Raw genomic sequence first — 17,701 nt, forward strand, 5'->3', positions numbered from 1 at the left:
CTCGAAGCTCGCAACTCCAAATCAATAGCACTGGATTCTACGATTGTTGTTGGGACTGACTTTGCTGTGGGGAAGATCCAATGACCCATGTATCTTTGCTGCCGCCTCCTTGCGAGGAATTCACCACAAGTGACCCCTTCTTGAGAGCCACTCGCGTCAACCCTCCTGGCAATACAAAAATGTCTTCACCGTAAAGAATGTACGGCCGTAAGTCGACATGCCGACCTTCAAATTTGTCCTCCACAATGGTGGGGATTCTCGACAGAGAGAGCGTTGGCTGAGCAATGTAGTTGCGAGGATTTTCCTGGATCAAATCAGCAAACTTGCGGCGCTCATCTTCGGAGGCGTGCGGGCCGATCAGCATTCCATATCCCCCCGCTTCATTGGCTGCTTTTACGACGAGTTTATCAAGATTAGCCAGCACGTATTCACGTTCCTTGTCGTCGTAACAAACATAGGTCGGCACGTTAGGAATGATGGCGTCCTCGTTCAAGTAATACTTGATCAACTTCTCGACATAGGCGTAAATCACTTTGTCGTCGGCGATACCCGTCCCGGGTGCATTCGCCAGAGCGATGCGGCCATTTCGATACGCCTCCATCAATCCCGGGACGCCGAGCATCGAGTCCTCTCGAAATGCCTTAGGGTCGATAAAGTCGTCATCTATTCGGCGATAGAGGACGTCGACACGTTGAAAGCCTTTGGTTGTCCGCATGCAGACATAGCCATCGTGAATCACCAGATCACGCCCTTCAACCAACTCGACTCCCATCTGCTGAGCCAAAAAAGAGTGCTCGTAGTAGGCCGAATTGAAAACCCCGGGAGTTAAAACCGCAACGGTGGGAGATTCGATCCCCTCCGGAGCTAAGTATTCTAGCAATTGGAAAAGTCGCCCAGGATAATCGAGTACTGGTCGCACATTGGACGCGTCAAACAGCCAGGGAAAACTGCGTTTCATTATGAAACGATTCTGCAAGACATACGACACGCCCGAAGGACAGCGTAGGTTGTCCTCCAATACATAGATGGTGCCATCCTTATCGCGCACCAGGTCGGTGCCCGTGATATGACACCAGATTCCTGCAGGCGGATTTATGCCAATACACTGTTCGCGAAAGCTCTTCGCGCTCTTCAGCATTACCTCTGGCACTACTTTGTCTTTGATGATTTTTTGATCGTGGTAGATGTCATCAATGAACAGATTGAGTGCGCGAATTCGTTGCTTGAGGCCGCGCTCTAAGCGGTTCCATTCCTCGGAGGCAATGATACGCGGCACTAAATCAAACGGAAATATTTTTTCAACGCCCTGGTTGTCTCCATAGACATTAAATGTGATCCCCATTTGAAAGAGGGACCGCTCCGCCATCTGCTGCCGTTGCAGAATCTCCTCGTCGGGAAGCTCTTCGAACTTTCGCAGCAAGAGTTCCGCACCAAGACGAGGCTTGTCGTGTTCGTCGATCAGCTCATCGAAAAAACCCTTGGTATCGTAGCCGCGAAAATTAAGCTGTGTGGCGTTCGTCTGTGATTGATTCATCCGCAAAGGCCTTGATAGTACAGCGTCTCCAATTTCCGTCAGGAGACATAACGACCGCCTGTGAAACATGTTCGCATCTTGAGTGCCATTTGGCAAGTCCGCAATGTCACATGAACGTTCAGATTGCTTGAGCGCATCGTAAACTACTCGATAGCCATCACGTCCACCGAGACATCAAGTTGGTGGTTTCCTCCGCCAATGAACATGCCTGCAACGGGACAAACATCGCTAAAGTCTCGTCCCCAGGCAACAGTGATATGTTCAGTCTGAGGAAACGAATCGTTGGTGGGATCTACGTCGATCCAACCCGCAGAGCCACAGTAGACTGATACCCAAGCATGGGAAGCATCTCCTCCGACCAATCGTGGTGATTCCCCGGCGGGCTGCGTTCGCACATAACCGCTGACGTAGCGCGCCGCGAGCCCTAGAGCTCGCAGACATCCAAGCATCAAATGCGCTTGATCCTGACAGACGCCCCGCCGGTGTTCAAATACTTCAATGATAGGCGTGCTGATGGTCGTGGCCTTCGGATCATATTTCACATCTGCGTGAAGTCGCTCATTTAATGAGCGAATCGCTTCAAGAATCGGGAGACCAGGCTTAAAGCTCTCACGGGCATAGTCTGATAACTCTGGGTGGAAGGGAACGTGTGGTGAGGGAAATGCAAATTGATACGTAGCTAACCCCTCCGCAGAGCGTTCGGTTGCCAGAGAATTGCGAATTGATTCCCAAGCGAGAGTACTTCCTTCTGAGGGCAGCTGACGTGGTTGTATCGTCACTGAACTGCTAGCCGTGATCTGCAACAGCCTATGACTTGTAGCGATGGAGAAGGAGGAAACGGCATTGCCAAAGTAGTCTATCCGCTTTGAATGCGTGGTGGGGGTCGGATTCACGGTCAATCGATGTCGCGAGCAGGATTGAACGTTCGTGGTTCGCGGCGTGAGATAAACCACATTATGACACACCGGTACCGGCGCGTCGTAATCGTACTTCGTCGTGTGGGTTACCTTGTACTTCATGTTGTTTGCAAGCCGCATCGTGCCAGCCGGGTGGATCGCATTAATTAGAAAGTATGAATTTTCATTTTGCTCTCACGAAACGCTACCACCTCTGCCCGACATCTGCCGAGCTACTCCTGCGTGGATCAGGTAGCGATGGCTAATTAGGTCGGAAAGCTTTGGTAATTGTTCGTCCACTTGTTGGAGGAAGCGTTCTAGTTTGGTTCGCTTACCACCGCTTCCTATACTAAGGTCTTCGACTTCGAGCATCCGCAGATTATTTAACAAAGAAATCGCAATACGCTCTTCGGGGAAACCAAGCGGTTTGGATTCATTTCGCGGCAAGTGTGCCACATGGTCGGCAATCGACACTAGTTGATAAGCTAACGAGCGAGGATTCGTCTCGTCCGTCAGCAGCAAATCCAGCGCCGCTGCTCGACTGACCGCGGCCAGGTAGCGGCTGCGGTAGGTCATTATGCTATCGGCAACCTCCAGAATCGCCTCCAAAACACGACCTTCTTCTTTATCGGATGTCGAGGAAAAAGATTGCACGAGTGAAACCACATGCAACGACCTTTCAAGTCGTTTTCCCAATTCCAGAAACCGCCAAGCCGACGTCCTTGTCATACTCTCGCCGATCAAACCATCGAGGGCCGATAGATTTACTACTAACTCACCCAGCAATTCATCTAGCTCAACCAGACCGAAAGGCTGCCTTATGAGGGCACCTACTTCATCAGGAGTTAGAATCCCTTTCTGCGAATCACTCGCCTTACCATTTTTCGATGAAGGCTCAGAAGACTCTTGCAGCTGGGCAGCTCGCATCAAGAGTCGCTCGATATGATGCACGATCCGCCAACTATCGAGCGACAGCCGATCTCGCACGAGCGAGGCATTCCGATGGGCCTCCGCAACCGAGTGCCGAAGACTGCCAAGCATCTCAGCATCCATTACCGATGCCGGCAAGATATTGGCAATCGTCGGCAATCGATCCTTCATCCCCTCGACCGCAAAACCGGGTTCAATATGGCCCTGCTCTGCCAAGCAGTGAATCAAGTAGGCGAGTTCTTCCGAACCTTCGGATTCACCCTCTCCAGTAAGTCTGGCTACCACGGGCCTCAACAAACGACAAGTCCCTTGAGCCCGCTCAATACGTCGGCCGAACCAAAATAAATTATCGGCTACGCGGCTAGGTAGCTCAGCCCCACTGCGGCGCAGTACAACTGGTTGCTTCGCTGTCGCCAGCAGAGTCACTTCCTGTACAGGCCCCGTCGCCTGCACCCAGGCATCCTTGCTCAGGCGGCCGCCAAGCACTGACAGATCGAGAGGTAACGAGTTACGATCAAGTCTGATCAATCCACCCGGCATTACGTGGTATGAATGTTTTTTGGCCACCAAGAAAACTCGCATTGCCAAGTGCCACTGGGTCGGCGAACTATCACACCACACCGGGGTAGTCGATCTTTGCACCGCCTCTTGAGCGATTAGTCTGCTAGGTTCTGTTTGCAATAACTTTGTAATCTCGGGAGTATTTCTTTGACGCATGCGATCTTCCGATATTGCATCTCTCCGCCCCAATCGAAAGGCTGAGCGTAGAGAGAGCTGATTTTCTACGCCAGGTTTGAATTGTGATAAGACATGGGTTCGAGCCGATTCCTGGCCACACCACCAGGTTGCCACTGAAGGCAACGCCAACTCTTCACCAAGCCATTCCCGGGCAATTCCCGGCAGAAATGGCATTAACGAAGGAGATTCCACAAGAGAACTTCCCAGGGTGTTTGCCACAACAACGTGACCTTGACGAGCAGCCTGCAATAAGCCGGGCACCCCGAGCCCTGCCGTGCCTCTCAACTCCAAGGGGTCACAGAACTCGTCGCTCAATCTGCGAAGGATCACGTCGACCGGTAAGAGTCCAGCGAGTGTTTTTAGAAAGACATGGTCCTCCCGAACGGCCAGATCCCCACCTTCGACTAATGTATATCCCAAGTAACGTGCGAGATACGCGTCCTCAAAGTAATTCGGACCGCTTGGTCCTTGGCTCAACAGTACAATTCTAGGATTGTCGCGATGCGCGGGAGCCATTGCTCGGAGCGTTCCTTGCAGGGTCTTGAAGAATGGTGCAAGGCGTTCGATGTTAAAACTGCGAATTGCATTGGAGAGCATTCTCGAAGTCACTATGCGATTTTCAAGTGCATAACCTAAACCCAACGGCGCGTCGGTGCGATCTCCCACAACCCACCAACGACCATCGGGCGCCCGTGCTAAGTCTGCTGCATAGAAGTGGAGAAAAGTTCCCTTCGGCGGTGTTTGGCCATGAAACACTCTGCGGAATCCTGGGTGGGAAAAAAGCCACTCTGCGGGCAATAGGCCTCGTCTTAGTGATTCCTGGGGTCCGTACAAATCCGCCAGAAGTCGATTCAGCAATTTGGCACGCTGAACTAATCCAACTGAAAGGGACGACCACTCCTCCGGGGAAATCAACTGTGGCAGCAGATCGAGTTCCCACGGTCGCACCGCACCATCGGACTGATCGTAGATGTTGTAAGCAATGCCCGTCTCGTGGATATCTTCTTGCGCCTGAAGCCACCTACTCATCAGTTCCGTCCGGCCAATACTCGCGATTGTGGAGAGAAAATCACTCCAACTGGCACGCACTTCACCTCTTCCACGGAATATTTCGTCATAGAATGAGTCGTCGGGAGCATACTCTGCAAAGAGGCTCTCACCTGCAAACGGACTCACCTCGACTCGGCTCATGAATCCGGTTTAACCCGTCGTAGGTCCAACGTCAACGGAAAAAGAGGGTTCAACTCTAGCTCAGGCGTTCGCATCGGGCCGGGTGTATGACCCGCAGCGAAAAAGCGGGATGCCCGGCGGGCCTCAGCCTCATAGGCGTTCACCGGGAAGGTCTCGTAATTGCGTCCTGCTGGATGAGAAACATGGTAGGTACATCCACCGATACTCCTACCGTTGAAAGAGTCAAACAAATCGAACACCAAAGGCGTATGTACTCCGATCAACGGATGCAAGCAACTAGGCGGCTGCCATGCCCTATAGCGTACCGCCGCGACGTATTCTCCTGCTGTCCCCGTTGAACGCAGCGGCACACGCCGGCCGTTGCAGGTAACGAAATGCCTTTCGTCGTTCATGCCGGTAACTTTCACCTGTAATCGCTCCACCGAGGAATCAACATAGCGAGTTGTCCCTCCGCCACCGGGCTCTTCCCCCAGAACATACCACAACTCAACTCCCTGCCGTAGTTCCATTTCGATGCCCAATTGGTTGATCGTGCCGATCCGAGGGAATCGGAATTCAAAATGAGACGCAAACCAATCACGCTCAAGTGGAATACCAAACTCGCGGCAGTCGTCAATCACTTCTCCCAAATCGCTCCAAACAAAGTGTGGCAATAAGAATTGGTCGTGGAGCCTTGTGCCCCAGTGGATAAGTTTCTCCTGGTAGGGCTGCTCCCAAAAGAGAGCCACCAGCGACCGCAATAATAGTTGCTGCGTCAAGCTCATTCTGGCGTGGGGTGGCATTTCAAATCCTCGAAATTCCACTAATCCTAATCGCCCCGTACTCGTGTCCGGGGAGTACAGTTTATCGATACAAAATTCGGCCCGGTGTGTGTTTCCGGTAAGATCAACTAACAGATTGCGGAATATACGATCTACCTCCCAAGCAGCGATTGGCTTACTGCCAGCAAATGGGTCAGGTACTTGATCGCAAGCGATTTCCAATTCGTATAGAGCATCTCGCCGTCCTTCGTCCACTCGCGGAGCCTGGCTCGTCGGACCGATAAAGCTGCTGGAAAAAAGATACGACAATGACGGATGATTGTTCCAAAACGCGACCAGACTACTGAGCAAGTCTGGCCGTCGCAAGAACGGGCTATCCTGCGGTGTGGGTCCGCCCAGCACAACGTGGTTTCCCCCTCCCGTCCCGGTGTGTCGTCCATCGAGGTCAAATTTTTCTGTCGCCAGCCGACTGTAAAAAGCCTCTTCGTACAAAGCTGTTGTAGACTCGACTAGCTCATCCCATGTGGCAGCCGGATGTGTATTCACTTCAATCACCCCCGGGTCCGGTGTCACCTTGATGTTATTTAGGCGGTGATCCTTCGGGGGAACATATCCTTCCAACACAACTGGCGTATCAAGTGTCTCGGCAGCCTGCTCGACGGCAGCTACCAGATCCAAATAATCCTCTAGCCGCTCGGTGGGAGGCATGAATACGTGCAACGTTCCGTTGCGCGGCTCGACACACATCGCCGTTTTAACGACTTTGCTCTTCTGATCGAGTGTCTGTTCAGCTTGCCGAGTTTGAGATAGTTCATCCTCATTTTCGGATGGTGTAACCTCTTGCTGCACGCGTTCTGCAACCTTCCCTCGCTGATAGGGATGGGGAGCCAAGGAGTCTCTCGGTGCCGACGGATCTACCTCATTGATTTCATCGCCTTCCTGTGACCAGGGAAGCGAATCAAGTGGCAAACGCAATCCGAGTGGCGAATCTCCAGGCAACAGTAGAATCGAGTCAGATCGAATCAGCCAGAGACTACTCTCCCATCGTGCCTGGGCCTGCCACCACTGCCGACGAATCGGCAACACATACCCCGCAACCTCACCCAAGCCCTGTTCGGCAATGCGAGCTAACCTCGCCCGTGCTTCAGGGTCCTTAAGCTTGTTGTCGCGGGGATTCACATTCACCGGCAGCCGACGCTCCTGGGCAATGTACTGACAAACGTCTTCGTAAGCTGGGATAACAAACTGCGGACCAACTTCCAAGTTTTCGGCAATTGTCTTGACAAGTCTCTCCGCATCAGCGGCGGTGTGACCATAAGACTTACCTTCCTCGGCAACGAGCTTCGACTCGTTCCAAATTGGTTCGCCATCGCTTCGCCAATAGCAACTAAATGCCCATCGCGGGAGTGATTCTCCCGGATACCATTTCCCTTGGCCAAAGTGCAGCAGGCTGTTGGGTGCAAACCGACGCTGCATTCTTAGGAACAAATCTGCCGCCCGAAGGCGCTTCGTTGGTCCCACAGCAGCGGTAGTCCATTCGGCCCCTTCCATGTCGTCGATAGATACAAAAGTTGGCTCGCCTCCCATCGTAAGTCGCACATCCCCCGCTTGTAGTCGCTGATCCACGGAGTGTCCGACCGCTTCGATTTTTTGCCACTCTTCATCCGTATAGGGCTTGGTCACACGAGGATCTTCGTGAATTCGCGATACCGACATCGCGTAGTCGAATTCCATTTCGCAAGCGTCGACGCCGCCAGTGATCGGAGCCGCACTCATCGGATCAGGCGTACAAGCCAACGGAATATGCCCTTCTCCCGTTAGTAAGCCTGAAGTCGGATCTAGACCGATCCATCCTGCACCAGGGATATAGGCCTCGGTCCAAGCATGCAGATCCGTAAAATCCTTGTCGGTCCCCGAAGGCCCATCGAGCGACTTCACATCCGCCACGAGTTGAATTAAGTACCCCGAGGCGAACCGCGCAGCAATCCCCAGATTCCGCAGGATTTGTACCAGTAGCCACGCGCTATCGCGGCAAGACCCTGATAGATTTGTGAGGGTTTCTTCGCAAGTCTGCACCCCCGGTTCCATGCGAATCAGATAACTGATTTCCTCTTGAAGCCGCCGGTTTAGATCGACAGCAAAGTTCACTGTATTCCGTTTAGTGCGATCCACTTTGGCCAGCCAGGCGGCCAGCTTGGGGCCCGGCGGCTCACACTCCAGAAACGGCCGCAAGTCTTTTGCCAGCCATGGATCATAGACAAATGGCCACTCGTCGGCACTTGGCTCAACAAAAAAATCAAATGGATTGATGACCGTCATATCGGCAATCAAGTCCACTTCGATGCTTAGCTCTCGAACCTTTTCGGGAAACACGGACCGGTTAAGAAAATTCCCATGGGGATCTTGCTGCCAATTCTCGAAATGCTCCGCTGGACGAACTTTCAAGGAATAACTCAGCACAGGCGTCCTGGCATGGGGTGCCGGGCGTAACCGAATGATTTGGGGAGATAGCGTTACCAGCCGATCATACCGATAACTGGTCCGATGATTGAGAGCAATGCGAATGGTCATGCCCCCTATCCTACGCGAGTCCCCGCATCACGAATAGCCATACCACAAAGCGCCGGAGACAGCTTTTCAGTTTGCCGCAACGCTCCGCTGGATTTTACCCAGCTTGGCGGAGCGCCTTGAAACATGCGAACCCCTCCTTTAAGAATGGAATTAATCTCGATCTGTAATAACCGTTTTTTCCATGACTTGCTGCTTCAGAAAATCCTTGAGGAGAATCTTGCATTGAGACGTCTTGAAGAGGTTGCCACCGTGCATTCCTCCTTGGACTATGTGGATTTGTGATGGCACGCCTGCTTTTTCTAATGCTGCGTGCAACAACTCGCTTTGATTGATCGGGACTATTGGATCTGCATCTCCATGAATGATCAAAAAGGGAGGATCAGCCAGCGAAATATAATTGATGGGATTTGCCGCTGCAGCCAACTCTGGTTTTTCGGCAACCGTCCCGCCCAAGAGCTGGGTTACCATTGACATTCTATTCTCGAAGCCTGGTGTGCGGTTTGCTTCCAAGAGGTCTGTCGGCCCAAAGTTGTCGACCACCGCGCAAACAGCGCTGGAGAAACCAAGGTGCTCACCCACATCGAAATGCTGGCTGTCACCCGTCGTGCCCAATAGTGCCGCCAAGTGTCCTCCTGCCGAAGAACCAACGACGCAGATACGCTCAGGATCGATACCATACTCCTCTGCATTGGCCCGGAGCCAGCGGATGGCTGCTTTGCAGTCCTCAATTTGGGCAGGGAAGATCGCCTGCTGACTGAAGCGATAGTTGATCGCCACGCCAATGTAGCCTTGCTTGACATAACCGGCGACACCCCGCTGAGCGCTTTTGTCGCCATGCCGCCAAGCCCCGCCGTGAATGCGGACGATTACCGGGCAAGGTTTATCGTCAGGAACCTGCGGCAAAAACAGATCGAGCTTTTGCCGTTCATGTCCACCGGTCACGTATGGGACGTCGAGCAATTCCCGAACATTCTGTACCGTCTGCTGCGCAGACGCAGAAAAGGGCAGGCTCAACTGTCCGATTAAACAAACCCCAATCAATTGAATGGTACCCTTACAAAGAGGCTGAATCAGCCGAGTTGATAGGTGTCCATTCTCGGCGCCTCTGGGTTTCCGTAAGAGATATTTTATTTGCAATTGAAAAATCACCAAGTCACTCCCACTTCAGCCCGAGAGATTGGTGCCAACGGAGTAAAATCTCCATCGCTAGTCGAGATGCCATCAACAGGAGGGATTCCTAAATTTTTGCCTGCAAAATGGTTGTCCTGCCATGTAATTCCGTCGAGGTCACAGCGAGCTTCGATTGCAGTGTACTTTGGGCAACTGATGCAATTGCCTTCAATAACGCAATCCACCGGGGCGAGACTGGCTTTTTTGTCGTCGCTGAGTCCAATGAGTAGAGAGTGCTCGCAACCGACGAGTACATTGTCCTCCACGATGGCGCGTTTGACCTGAAAGTATCGGTGTGCCTCTGAGTTAGGAATGCCCATCATTAAAGTAAGAGCCGAGCGGGCATCGTCGCCCGTCAGTTTTTCAAAGTAGTTGCCGCGAACCACATGATCCTCGCCGATGATGCGGACGCCACCTGTGCCGCGGGCTTTGTTTCCCAGAAAAACGTTCTTCTCAATAAGGCAGTCATTCCCATGTCTGAGGGTAAGCGTTCCGCTGACTTCCAGAAAAGTATTGTCGCGATAAATGTTGCCACAAGACTTGTTGGAGATGCATTCGGTTTCGCCATTGCATTTTTCGAATAGGTTCTTCTCGACAACGCAAGCGCCAGTGAGCATGGATGATTTGCTATCCCCAAGTCGGATCGTTTCGCCACCATTCTTGCCAAGTTTTTCGCGAGGACCGAAATAATTTTGATCGATTTGATGTCGACCCTCGCTGCCATTCCCTAGCCAGACAACAAACGTGGTCCCTTTGCCAGATTTGCCTTCGAAAGTACAGTGATCGACCCGATTGTCTGATCCGTATAGCCCAATCCAGCGACTTTCCTGCGAGCTATTGCCCTGTTGCGTACTAATCACGGTGCAATCGGTCATGCGGCAATTATGGGCGAGTTCATCCGAGTCCATGCGGAAATTAATCAAATCGCTAACTGTCGGATCGGGGTCCTGAAACAAGAGACCCTCGACTACGAGATGTTCACCATGAATTCGCAGGATGCTTTTTCCAGTAATCACAGTCTTGCCGGGTTTAGCGGCTTTCAATCTGATAGGAGCGGATTCAGTGCCTTGCCCTCGAAAAACCAGCTTGGCATCCCTCCATTCTCCTTCGGCGAGGATCAGGTCGTCACCTGGCTGAGCGGTTTTCTGTGCCGACTCCAGCATTGCCGGATAATCGATCATTATGTCTTTGGCAGCGAGCGGAGAGACCGCCAAAAGCAATACAACAATGACTCCGAGAATGGATTCGAAATCGAACTTGTTGTGAATCTTATTCCAAGGCACTGTAGAATCTTTTTTTTGTGGCAATTGCCGCCCGCCGAGGGGGTAATCCGTCGCGGGGTTACTTGGTATCCGGCTTATGTGTTTTGAGCCACTCTTCGCCTTCCTTGGTGAGAAAGAAATCCATCCACATGTAGTACATTCGCTTCCCGTCTTCTGCTCTCACTCCATGCAAGGAACCCAATGGAATATGCAAAAGCGTAAATTCCGGGAACGCTGCCTCGGTCTCGTCGGCTATGACGGTAGAGTCATTCTTCGATAAACCGAGAAATAATTGATCGAGCATGGCGTGACGATGCGCTCCTACTTCATCCGGTCCCATAGTTTCAACAGTTCCCATGGCAACTCGGGAAATGTGATCCTTGGGAAGCACTGTGCGACTGGTAGTTTTGGGGCTCTTGATCGCTTCCTTGTAAGACTCGCAATCGGTAAATTTCTTGAAGTACATGCCACCGGATCTTCGGGCAGCAAAGTCCTTTATGTCCTCAAGGTCTTGGTCAGAGCAGTGTTTGCGAATACTCAGCGCATGCAGGGTGTCGCCTTCCGCGACGTGAGTTGTTATCTTTTCCTTGCTGATTGGCATCGCGATGGTTTCGGGAACTAACTCGTGCTCCTCGCCTTGGAACTGCAATTTTCCCTTGCCATCCAAAAACAGCATGACGAGTGCGTGATCATCGCTTGCCGATTCTGAATAGGATGCTGGTCCAGTAATGGCGATATGGGTTGCCTCGACACCAGGTATCTCGCCGGATAGCAATGGTTCGATGAATACTTCACCTGCAGCGGGGGAATCCATAGTGAATTGCTGCTGCCTGACTTCTGTGGCAGATGTATAGGCAGAGAGCAAGATCAGAATACAGCAGGCAGAACCAATTGCTGCAGAGATTTTGAATCGTAAAACTTTTAGCGAAGGCATCGCTTAGCTCCCTATTGATGCATTGCTCAGAGACTAGACATTACTTGGACGGTAAGCGAACAGGGCCAGGATAGCCAGGAACGCTAGAAGTTGGCAGGAGTGAGGCTCGGGGATATTTGTCGCGAGAGTCGAAGTGAGTGATGAATTGCCAAACTGCCTTTGCCAAACCAGGAAATCTACACCATCCACGTCTCCGTCACCATCGGCATCCCCATCGGCATGTTTGGCGGATTGCATGCCGTAGTTCGTTTGCCAATCTGTTAGATCCTGGTTATCGACAGTTCCATCTGCGTTGAAGTCCGCGGCGAAGAGCGCGGCGAGAGTGATGTCGGTCGGGTTATAGGCGAGATCCCAAACTAATCCAAAGGCTAATGCGGGAAGGTTTGCTTGCTGGAACTCACCACTCACAGATGTGGCGGAGAGGATCTCAAACTCATTTCCGGCGACAGGCGTGAAGAGACCATCTAGACTCACGTTCAGGATTCCACTGACTGTTGCCGTGCCGAGCACGCTCAGTGAACCAAAACTGTTGCCCGCAAGTTCCACAGCCAAGGTGCCTATTGTGGTTTGAGTGAAGTCGTGAGCGACATTCACTGCTCCCCCGCTGGTCAACGCGAGAGTACCTGGAGATGTGCCACCCAAATAGAGTTCTCCGATTGGTCCCACGGCTGCATCGACTTGGATTGACGCACCGCCATCGATAAACACCGACGTGCTGGCGGCATCGTTAAGGGGAGTGGCTGCCGCGATCGTATAGATCGCCCAGTCCACGCCGGTATCGTCATTGACCTGAACGTTGACGGCCCCACTTTGGAGTTCGTCTAGATACGACCCCAAATCGAGTACTCCCACGAACGTGTTGCTCTGGTTGATCTGCGAGTCCCAGCCCAAGTCAGAGAAATTGAACTTGTGTGCGGGATCGGTATCAAATAAGCGAATGAAGTCAGTATTCACCAATCCCCCACCCCCCTGTTTGAGTCCTAGGGCCACGAAGCCATGTACAACCTTTTCCCCAGCATCGAGCGTGTGCTGAATCGTAAAGGCGACGTTCTGATTGCCAGTCAGGTTATCGAACCCCGTAATCGGCAGTGCCGACGAATTCATGATGTCGGTTTGCCAAGAAGGGTCGATGAAGGCATTATCGACGCTACCGCTGCCGTCAAACACATAGTTGTCAATATCCCCAATCAGGTAATCGCGCAGCGAAACCTTGTAGGCGTCTTCGGGTGCGACGCGTTGGTCCCACGAGGTTGCGTCGGTCCAGTCGCCAGTCCCTTGAGCATGGTATTCGCGGATGTCGCGGGAATCGTCCATCTGAGCCTCGTACAGACTTGTCTTTCCCCCTGCAGTGACAGGTGATGCACTCGGCCCGGATTGGTCGTAATACCCCGGTGGCTGAGGCCCAAACGTAGTGTCATTGATGATCGTGCCCTTCGATCCCACCAACCAGTTTTGCGAAGTTGGTGGGTTTTGCACGATGAAGCTGTCGGCCGTGGAGTTCCAGACCACCATGTTTGCACCTGCCCAGCCATGGCCAGAACCGAAATTGCCTCGATTGCGGGCATTGATTTGATCCCCCTCGATGGTGATGTTGTCAAACAGTGTCCCCGTGGCCCAGCGTTGGTGGGGGCCGGTCTCATCGAGGGCTGTATGTGCCACCGAATTGTGGAAGACATTGGGTCCTCCCGGCTGTGTGCTGTTGTTGACAAAGTCGTGTCGGCCTTCATTTGCAACAGAATTGGTGACCAATCCCAACTCGCCACTCAAGTCAAACGTGTAGCGTCTTTCACCGGTTACAACACTGATCGGAGTCTCACTGATTGCATTGTCCACCGTGACCCATTTAGCACCAGGATTGGCCACGACCGAAGAGTCGCCAAAATGCTTCGATAGCGTGTTTCGCACCCAAACGTTCTGTGCATCATCGATCGAGACAAACTCCCAAGCATGATTCTCGTCTGTGGGAGATGTGAAGTCCGAATCACCGCGCAAGTTTTCAATTCCCACGTTTTCAATGCGATTAGTCCATGTGTAGCGACGTATCGTCCCGCCACCATAGGTTTGATCGAATGACTGAGGAAGCGGGGCATCAACAAAAACGCGATCGCCCTCGATACGCGTGATCACGCGATCGAAATACAATTTGAGCGTGGACGACGTCCACTGGTTAACCGTACCACCATCCGAGCGAGGCGGGATCATATCCATGCCCAGTTCACTGATCCAATTGCTAGGGGTGGGACGCGTGACCCGCACTGTATCACCCACCGTAAAACCAGAGGTCGAGTCCACTCGAAAACTTCGCGAACCTACCGGCACGACCTTATCAATCATGTTCCGCGTCGAGCCAGTAAGCGATTGCGAACCGGAACCTCCTACTTCGATCAGTGAGCGTTGAGTTGTTCCCCGCGCATGGAGCACCGTCTCGTTCGATTCGCGGCCTACGCCGCGTAGCACAACGCCGCTGGTGTTGATTGTTAGTTTTGTGGCGATGTCGTAGTCGCCGGCTTCCAGCAGCACGGCACCGCGAAACCCGTTCGGTCCAAGTGGCATCGCCGAGACTAGATTGATCGCCGCCTGGATGGTGGCCGTATCATCGCCTGCAACCGGAGAAACGGTGATAATCGTCGGTACGTTGTTGGGAATGAGTTCGGTCCCTCGCCCGCGATAACCAACGTTGGAAAACTCCATGATGCGATCCCCTTCCGCATCGGGCACATAGACGAGTCTGCCCGTAGCACCGGTCTGCACCCATTGGCTCTCCGCCGCCAGGCAGGGATACGCTAGCAAAACCCCAATCGCAACGAGGGAGTAGCGATTTAGAAACATCATCCGCGGCCAATCATTGATCAGTGCAAGGGAATCGTGTGACGTCGGGAATCGACGACTATAAAAGAGAATCTCTCTGTCCTACTTCTATTAAACCCACATTAATAATCAATTGCACGTGAATGGTTGGCAATCTGAAAGACAAACAAGACTTCCGTTTTTTTGGCAGTTTGGTGCTGCAGACAGAAACGATCTCCTTTGGGCGGTCATGTTGGCTGCTGTTTCAACGGCACGTAAGCGTGTCACTCCTTTTCTCAATCTCGGAGAATTAGAGATACGTGAAAATCGGAACCGGATGCTGAATTTTAGGATAACCACCAGGGTCCCGATTCTGTATGATTTCGGGAAGACACTTCCGACTTTCAGCAAATCCTTTTCACTTATGGCCTAATCATGACCATCAGGCGGGAATCTTGCTCCACGTTGCGCTACTCATCGAAACTTCCCGTGAATACGCGCGAGGACTGCTGCGCGGGGTTGCCCGATATCACCGGGAATTTGGCCCCTGGTCAATATTTTTTGAGCCCCATGGACTCAATGATCCGCCCCCTTCCTGGTTAAAAACCTGGAAAGGGCACGGCATTTTGGCCCGCATCGACGACCAGCGTATGGCCGACGCGATCCTTGCAACAGGGATCCCGGCCGTGGATGTCCGTGGCGCCTTTCAGGACTTGGGCCTCCCTTTTATCGGGGTCGACAACCAGCCCGTGTCCCAACTGGCCTACGAACATCTCAAAGACTGCGGCCTACGCCACTTTGCCTTCTGCGGAACCCCTCGTGGTGAAAACCCCAATCAAGATCTCCGCTGTGATTTCTTCATCGAACAAGTAAACCAGGCGGGTTCCAAGTGTGAGGTTTTCCTGGTCGAACAAGGAAAAAGAAAGACCCCTGATTGGGAAAAACAACAGCAACAGCTTGCCAATTGGCTCAGGACGCTGCCCAAGCCTGTAGGAATCATGGCCTGTCACGATGATTGTGGCCGATGGGTGTTGGATGCCTGTCGTCGGGCCGAATTGCAGGTTCCCGATGAGGTAGCCGTGATCGGAGTCGATAACGATCCCTACCTTTGCAACCTTTGCACTCCGCCTCTTACCAGTATCGACGTCAATTCGAGTCGCATCGGTTTTGAGGCGGCGAAGCTTCTGCACCGCTATATGGAAGAAAAGAAGGTCCCCACCGAAGCCGTACTCCTGGGCCCCCCATCTGGCGTAGCCGCTCGCCAGTCGACCGACATGCTCTCGGTTGAGGATGAGGAAGTAGCCTCGGCTATTCGTTTCATCCGGGAAAAAGCGGTAGAGGGAATCCTAGTGCAAGACGTTTTAAAACTCGCCTCGCGCTCGCCAAGCACTCTCGAGAGACGTATCAAACGGATACTCGGCCGCACAATCAAGGCAGAAATTACTCGGATCCGCCTGACAAGGGCCAAGCTGCTTTTAAGTGAAACCGAGCTCCCCATCTCGAAAATCGCCCTTCGCACGGGTTTTAGCGAGCCAAAATACTTCTGCGACGTCTTTCGCAAGAACGAAAACATGACCGCAACGGCTTACCGAAATCGGTTCCGAGATCGAGATTGAGCGAGATTCGAATGATGAATAGGGAGATATTGGAACTCAGATGAACACTGATTGGACGTATATTCGCGGATCAGAGCCACTTCAAAGAAATCCACGTTAATTCGCTATATAAGCGTTTGTGCGCGGCCCATTTCTTTCTCATTAGCCTATGCAAACTGCCGAAAAAACGGAGTCGGGATGCGAAATAAAAGATTGCCTGAATTGTAATCCATGCCTTTAATAGAAGCAGTAGCTTTTCGTGAATGTCTGTTTCGAGCATAGTTTTTCACTTTTGCTTGCTTTTTTGTTTCTTGTTCACTTTGAGAGGGGATTGTTCTAATGAACTCCACAAGACGAACGACTTTTCTACTTTCTGTGAGTGCTTTTGTAATAGCATCTCTACTCACTGCTTCCCTGCAGGCAACTGTAATCGTCGATGACGACTGGTCTGACGGCGACCTTGCCAAGACTGGTGCCCTTGACACAAACTGGTGGACTTCAAGTTCCAGCAGTGGGATCGAGGTTTCCGTCGGATCCATGGGTTTGGTCACGGGCACATCAGGTCGCGGAATCCACACCGTGTTTCCAGCACAAACATTGGCCAACGTCGGGGACAAGATCCTTGCGACGTATACGTTTACTACTCCTGCTACGGTTGGACGACCTTCTTCTGCTCCTTTTCGGGTCGGACTTTTTGACTCACTTGGCCGTGCAGGATTAAATGCCGACGTATCCGCTTCATCAGGTTCGCCGAACGAGCTTTATGGTTGGACTGGGGCCGTACCCCCGACTGCTGGTTTGCCGGGCTACATGTTGGACATGGATCTTGGCGATGGCACCACCGAAGATCTGAATTTCCGCGAACATGATACGGCTAATGCCACCGGTCGGTTATTGGCAACAACGACTGGATTCAACAGCGTCCCTAACAGTGGCCCCGATGGTGCCTATCAGTTCCTTCCTGACACCACTTATACAGGTTCCTTTCAAGTGAAAAGAATTAGCGCCACTGAAATGGAGCTCACTGGTACGCTGGATCCGGGTATTGGCGGCATAGCGACTCACACCGTTACCGATGCATTTGATTCGAATACTATCGACATGCTTGGTTTCCATGTGAACTCGAATATTTTCGGATCTTCAAACGTTGCCGGAGAGGCTGATAACGGTATTGATTTTTCAAACATCACAGTCGAGTTTTGTGCAGTTCCAGAACCCGCATCAGTCGCTCTTCTGATTGGGGCCTTGATCGCCTTGCCTGGTTTGGGCAGACGCTTGTAATTCGATAAACTTTCAGTTTCTATGCTAATTGAGACCACGAATGTGGAAGTT

Annotated in this window: 10 protein-coding genes; 2 read left to right on the forward strand and 8 right to left on the reverse strand. The window is 52.3% G+C overall.

Annotation, left to right across the window (positions count from 1 at the left end; translation table 11 throughout):
* Positions 1-37: 37 nt before the first annotated feature.
* From Pla144_RS16405 to Pla144_RS16440, 8 genes are all read right to left on the reverse strand, one after another.
* Positions 38-1,534 carry a circularly permuted type 2 ATP-grasp protein gene (locus Pla144_RS16405; RefSeq protein ID WP_146451787.1) on the reverse strand — a complete coding sequence of 499 codons (1,497 nt, stop codon included), beginning with the start codon at positions 1,532-1,534 and terminating at the stop codon, positions 38-40.
* 143 nt (positions 1,535-1,677) lie between these two features.
* The gene (locus Pla144_RS16410; protein WP_146451788.1) at positions 1,678-2,553 is read right to left on the reverse strand and encodes a transglutaminase family protein; all 876 of its coding nucleotides are present in this window, start codon (positions 2,551-2,553) and stop codon (positions 1,678-1,680) included.
* A 72-nt stretch (positions 2,554-2,625) separates the two neighbouring features.
* A complete protein-coding gene (locus tag Pla144_RS16415; RefSeq protein WP_146451789.1) occupies positions 2,626-5,289 on the reverse strand; it encodes a circularly permuted type 2 ATP-grasp protein in 2,664 nt (887 codons plus the stop codon).
* Positions 5,286-8,621 carry a transglutaminase family protein gene (locus Pla144_RS16420; protein ID WP_146451790.1) on the reverse strand — a complete coding sequence of 1,112 codons (3,336 nt, stop codon included), beginning with the start codon at positions 8,619-8,621 and terminating at the stop codon, positions 5,286-5,288. Before Pla144_RS16420 ends, Pla144_RS16415 begins: the two co-directional genes overlap by 4 nt.
* Before the next feature lie 150 nt (positions 8,622-8,771).
* A complete protein-coding gene (locus Pla144_RS16425; RefSeq protein WP_197530749.1) occupies positions 8,772-9,581 on the reverse strand; it encodes an alpha/beta hydrolase in 810 nt (269 codons plus the stop codon).
* Positions 9,582-9,766: 185 nt separating this feature from the next.
* The gene (locus Pla144_RS16430; RefSeq protein ID WP_146451792.1) at positions 9,767-11,074 is read right to left on the reverse strand and encodes a polysaccharide lyase 6 family protein; all 1,308 of its coding nucleotides are present in this window, start codon (positions 11,072-11,074) and stop codon (positions 9,767-9,769) included.
* Positions 11,075-11,132: 58 nt separating this feature from the next.
* Positions 11,133-11,987, reverse strand: coding sequence for a hypothetical protein (locus tag Pla144_RS16435; RefSeq protein WP_146451793.1), 855 nt, complete (start codon positions 11,985-11,987; stop codon positions 11,133-11,135).
* A gap of 33 nt (positions 11,988-12,020) precedes the next feature.
* Positions 12,021-14,819 carry a hypothetical protein gene (locus Pla144_RS16440; protein ID WP_146451794.1) on the reverse strand — a complete coding sequence of 933 codons (2,799 nt, stop codon included), beginning with the start codon at positions 14,817-14,819 and terminating at the stop codon, positions 12,021-12,023.
* Positions 14,820-15,229: 410 nt separating this feature from the next.
* Between Pla144_RS16440 and Pla144_RS16445 the strand changes: the two genes are divergently transcribed.
* Together Pla144_RS16445 and Pla144_RS16450 are read left to right on the forward strand one after the other, a co-directional pair.
* On the forward strand, positions 15,230-16,390 hold the full coding sequence (locus Pla144_RS16445; protein WP_197530750.1) for a XylR family transcriptional regulator: 1,161 nt from the start codon (positions 15,230-15,232) through the stop codon (positions 16,388-16,390).
* Between the two features lie 318 nt (positions 16,391-16,708).
* Positions 16,709-17,650: a hypothetical protein gene (locus Pla144_RS16450; protein ID WP_146451796.1), complete on the forward strand. Its 942-nt coding sequence runs from the start codon at positions 16,709-16,711 to the stop codon at positions 17,648-17,650.
* Positions 17,651-17,701 lie beyond the last annotated feature (51 nt).

The organism is Bythopirellula polymerisocia (genome assembly GCF_007860015.1).
GTDB lineage: Bacteria > Planctomycetota > Planctomycetia > Pirellulales > Lacipirellulaceae > Bythopirellula > Bythopirellula polymerisocia.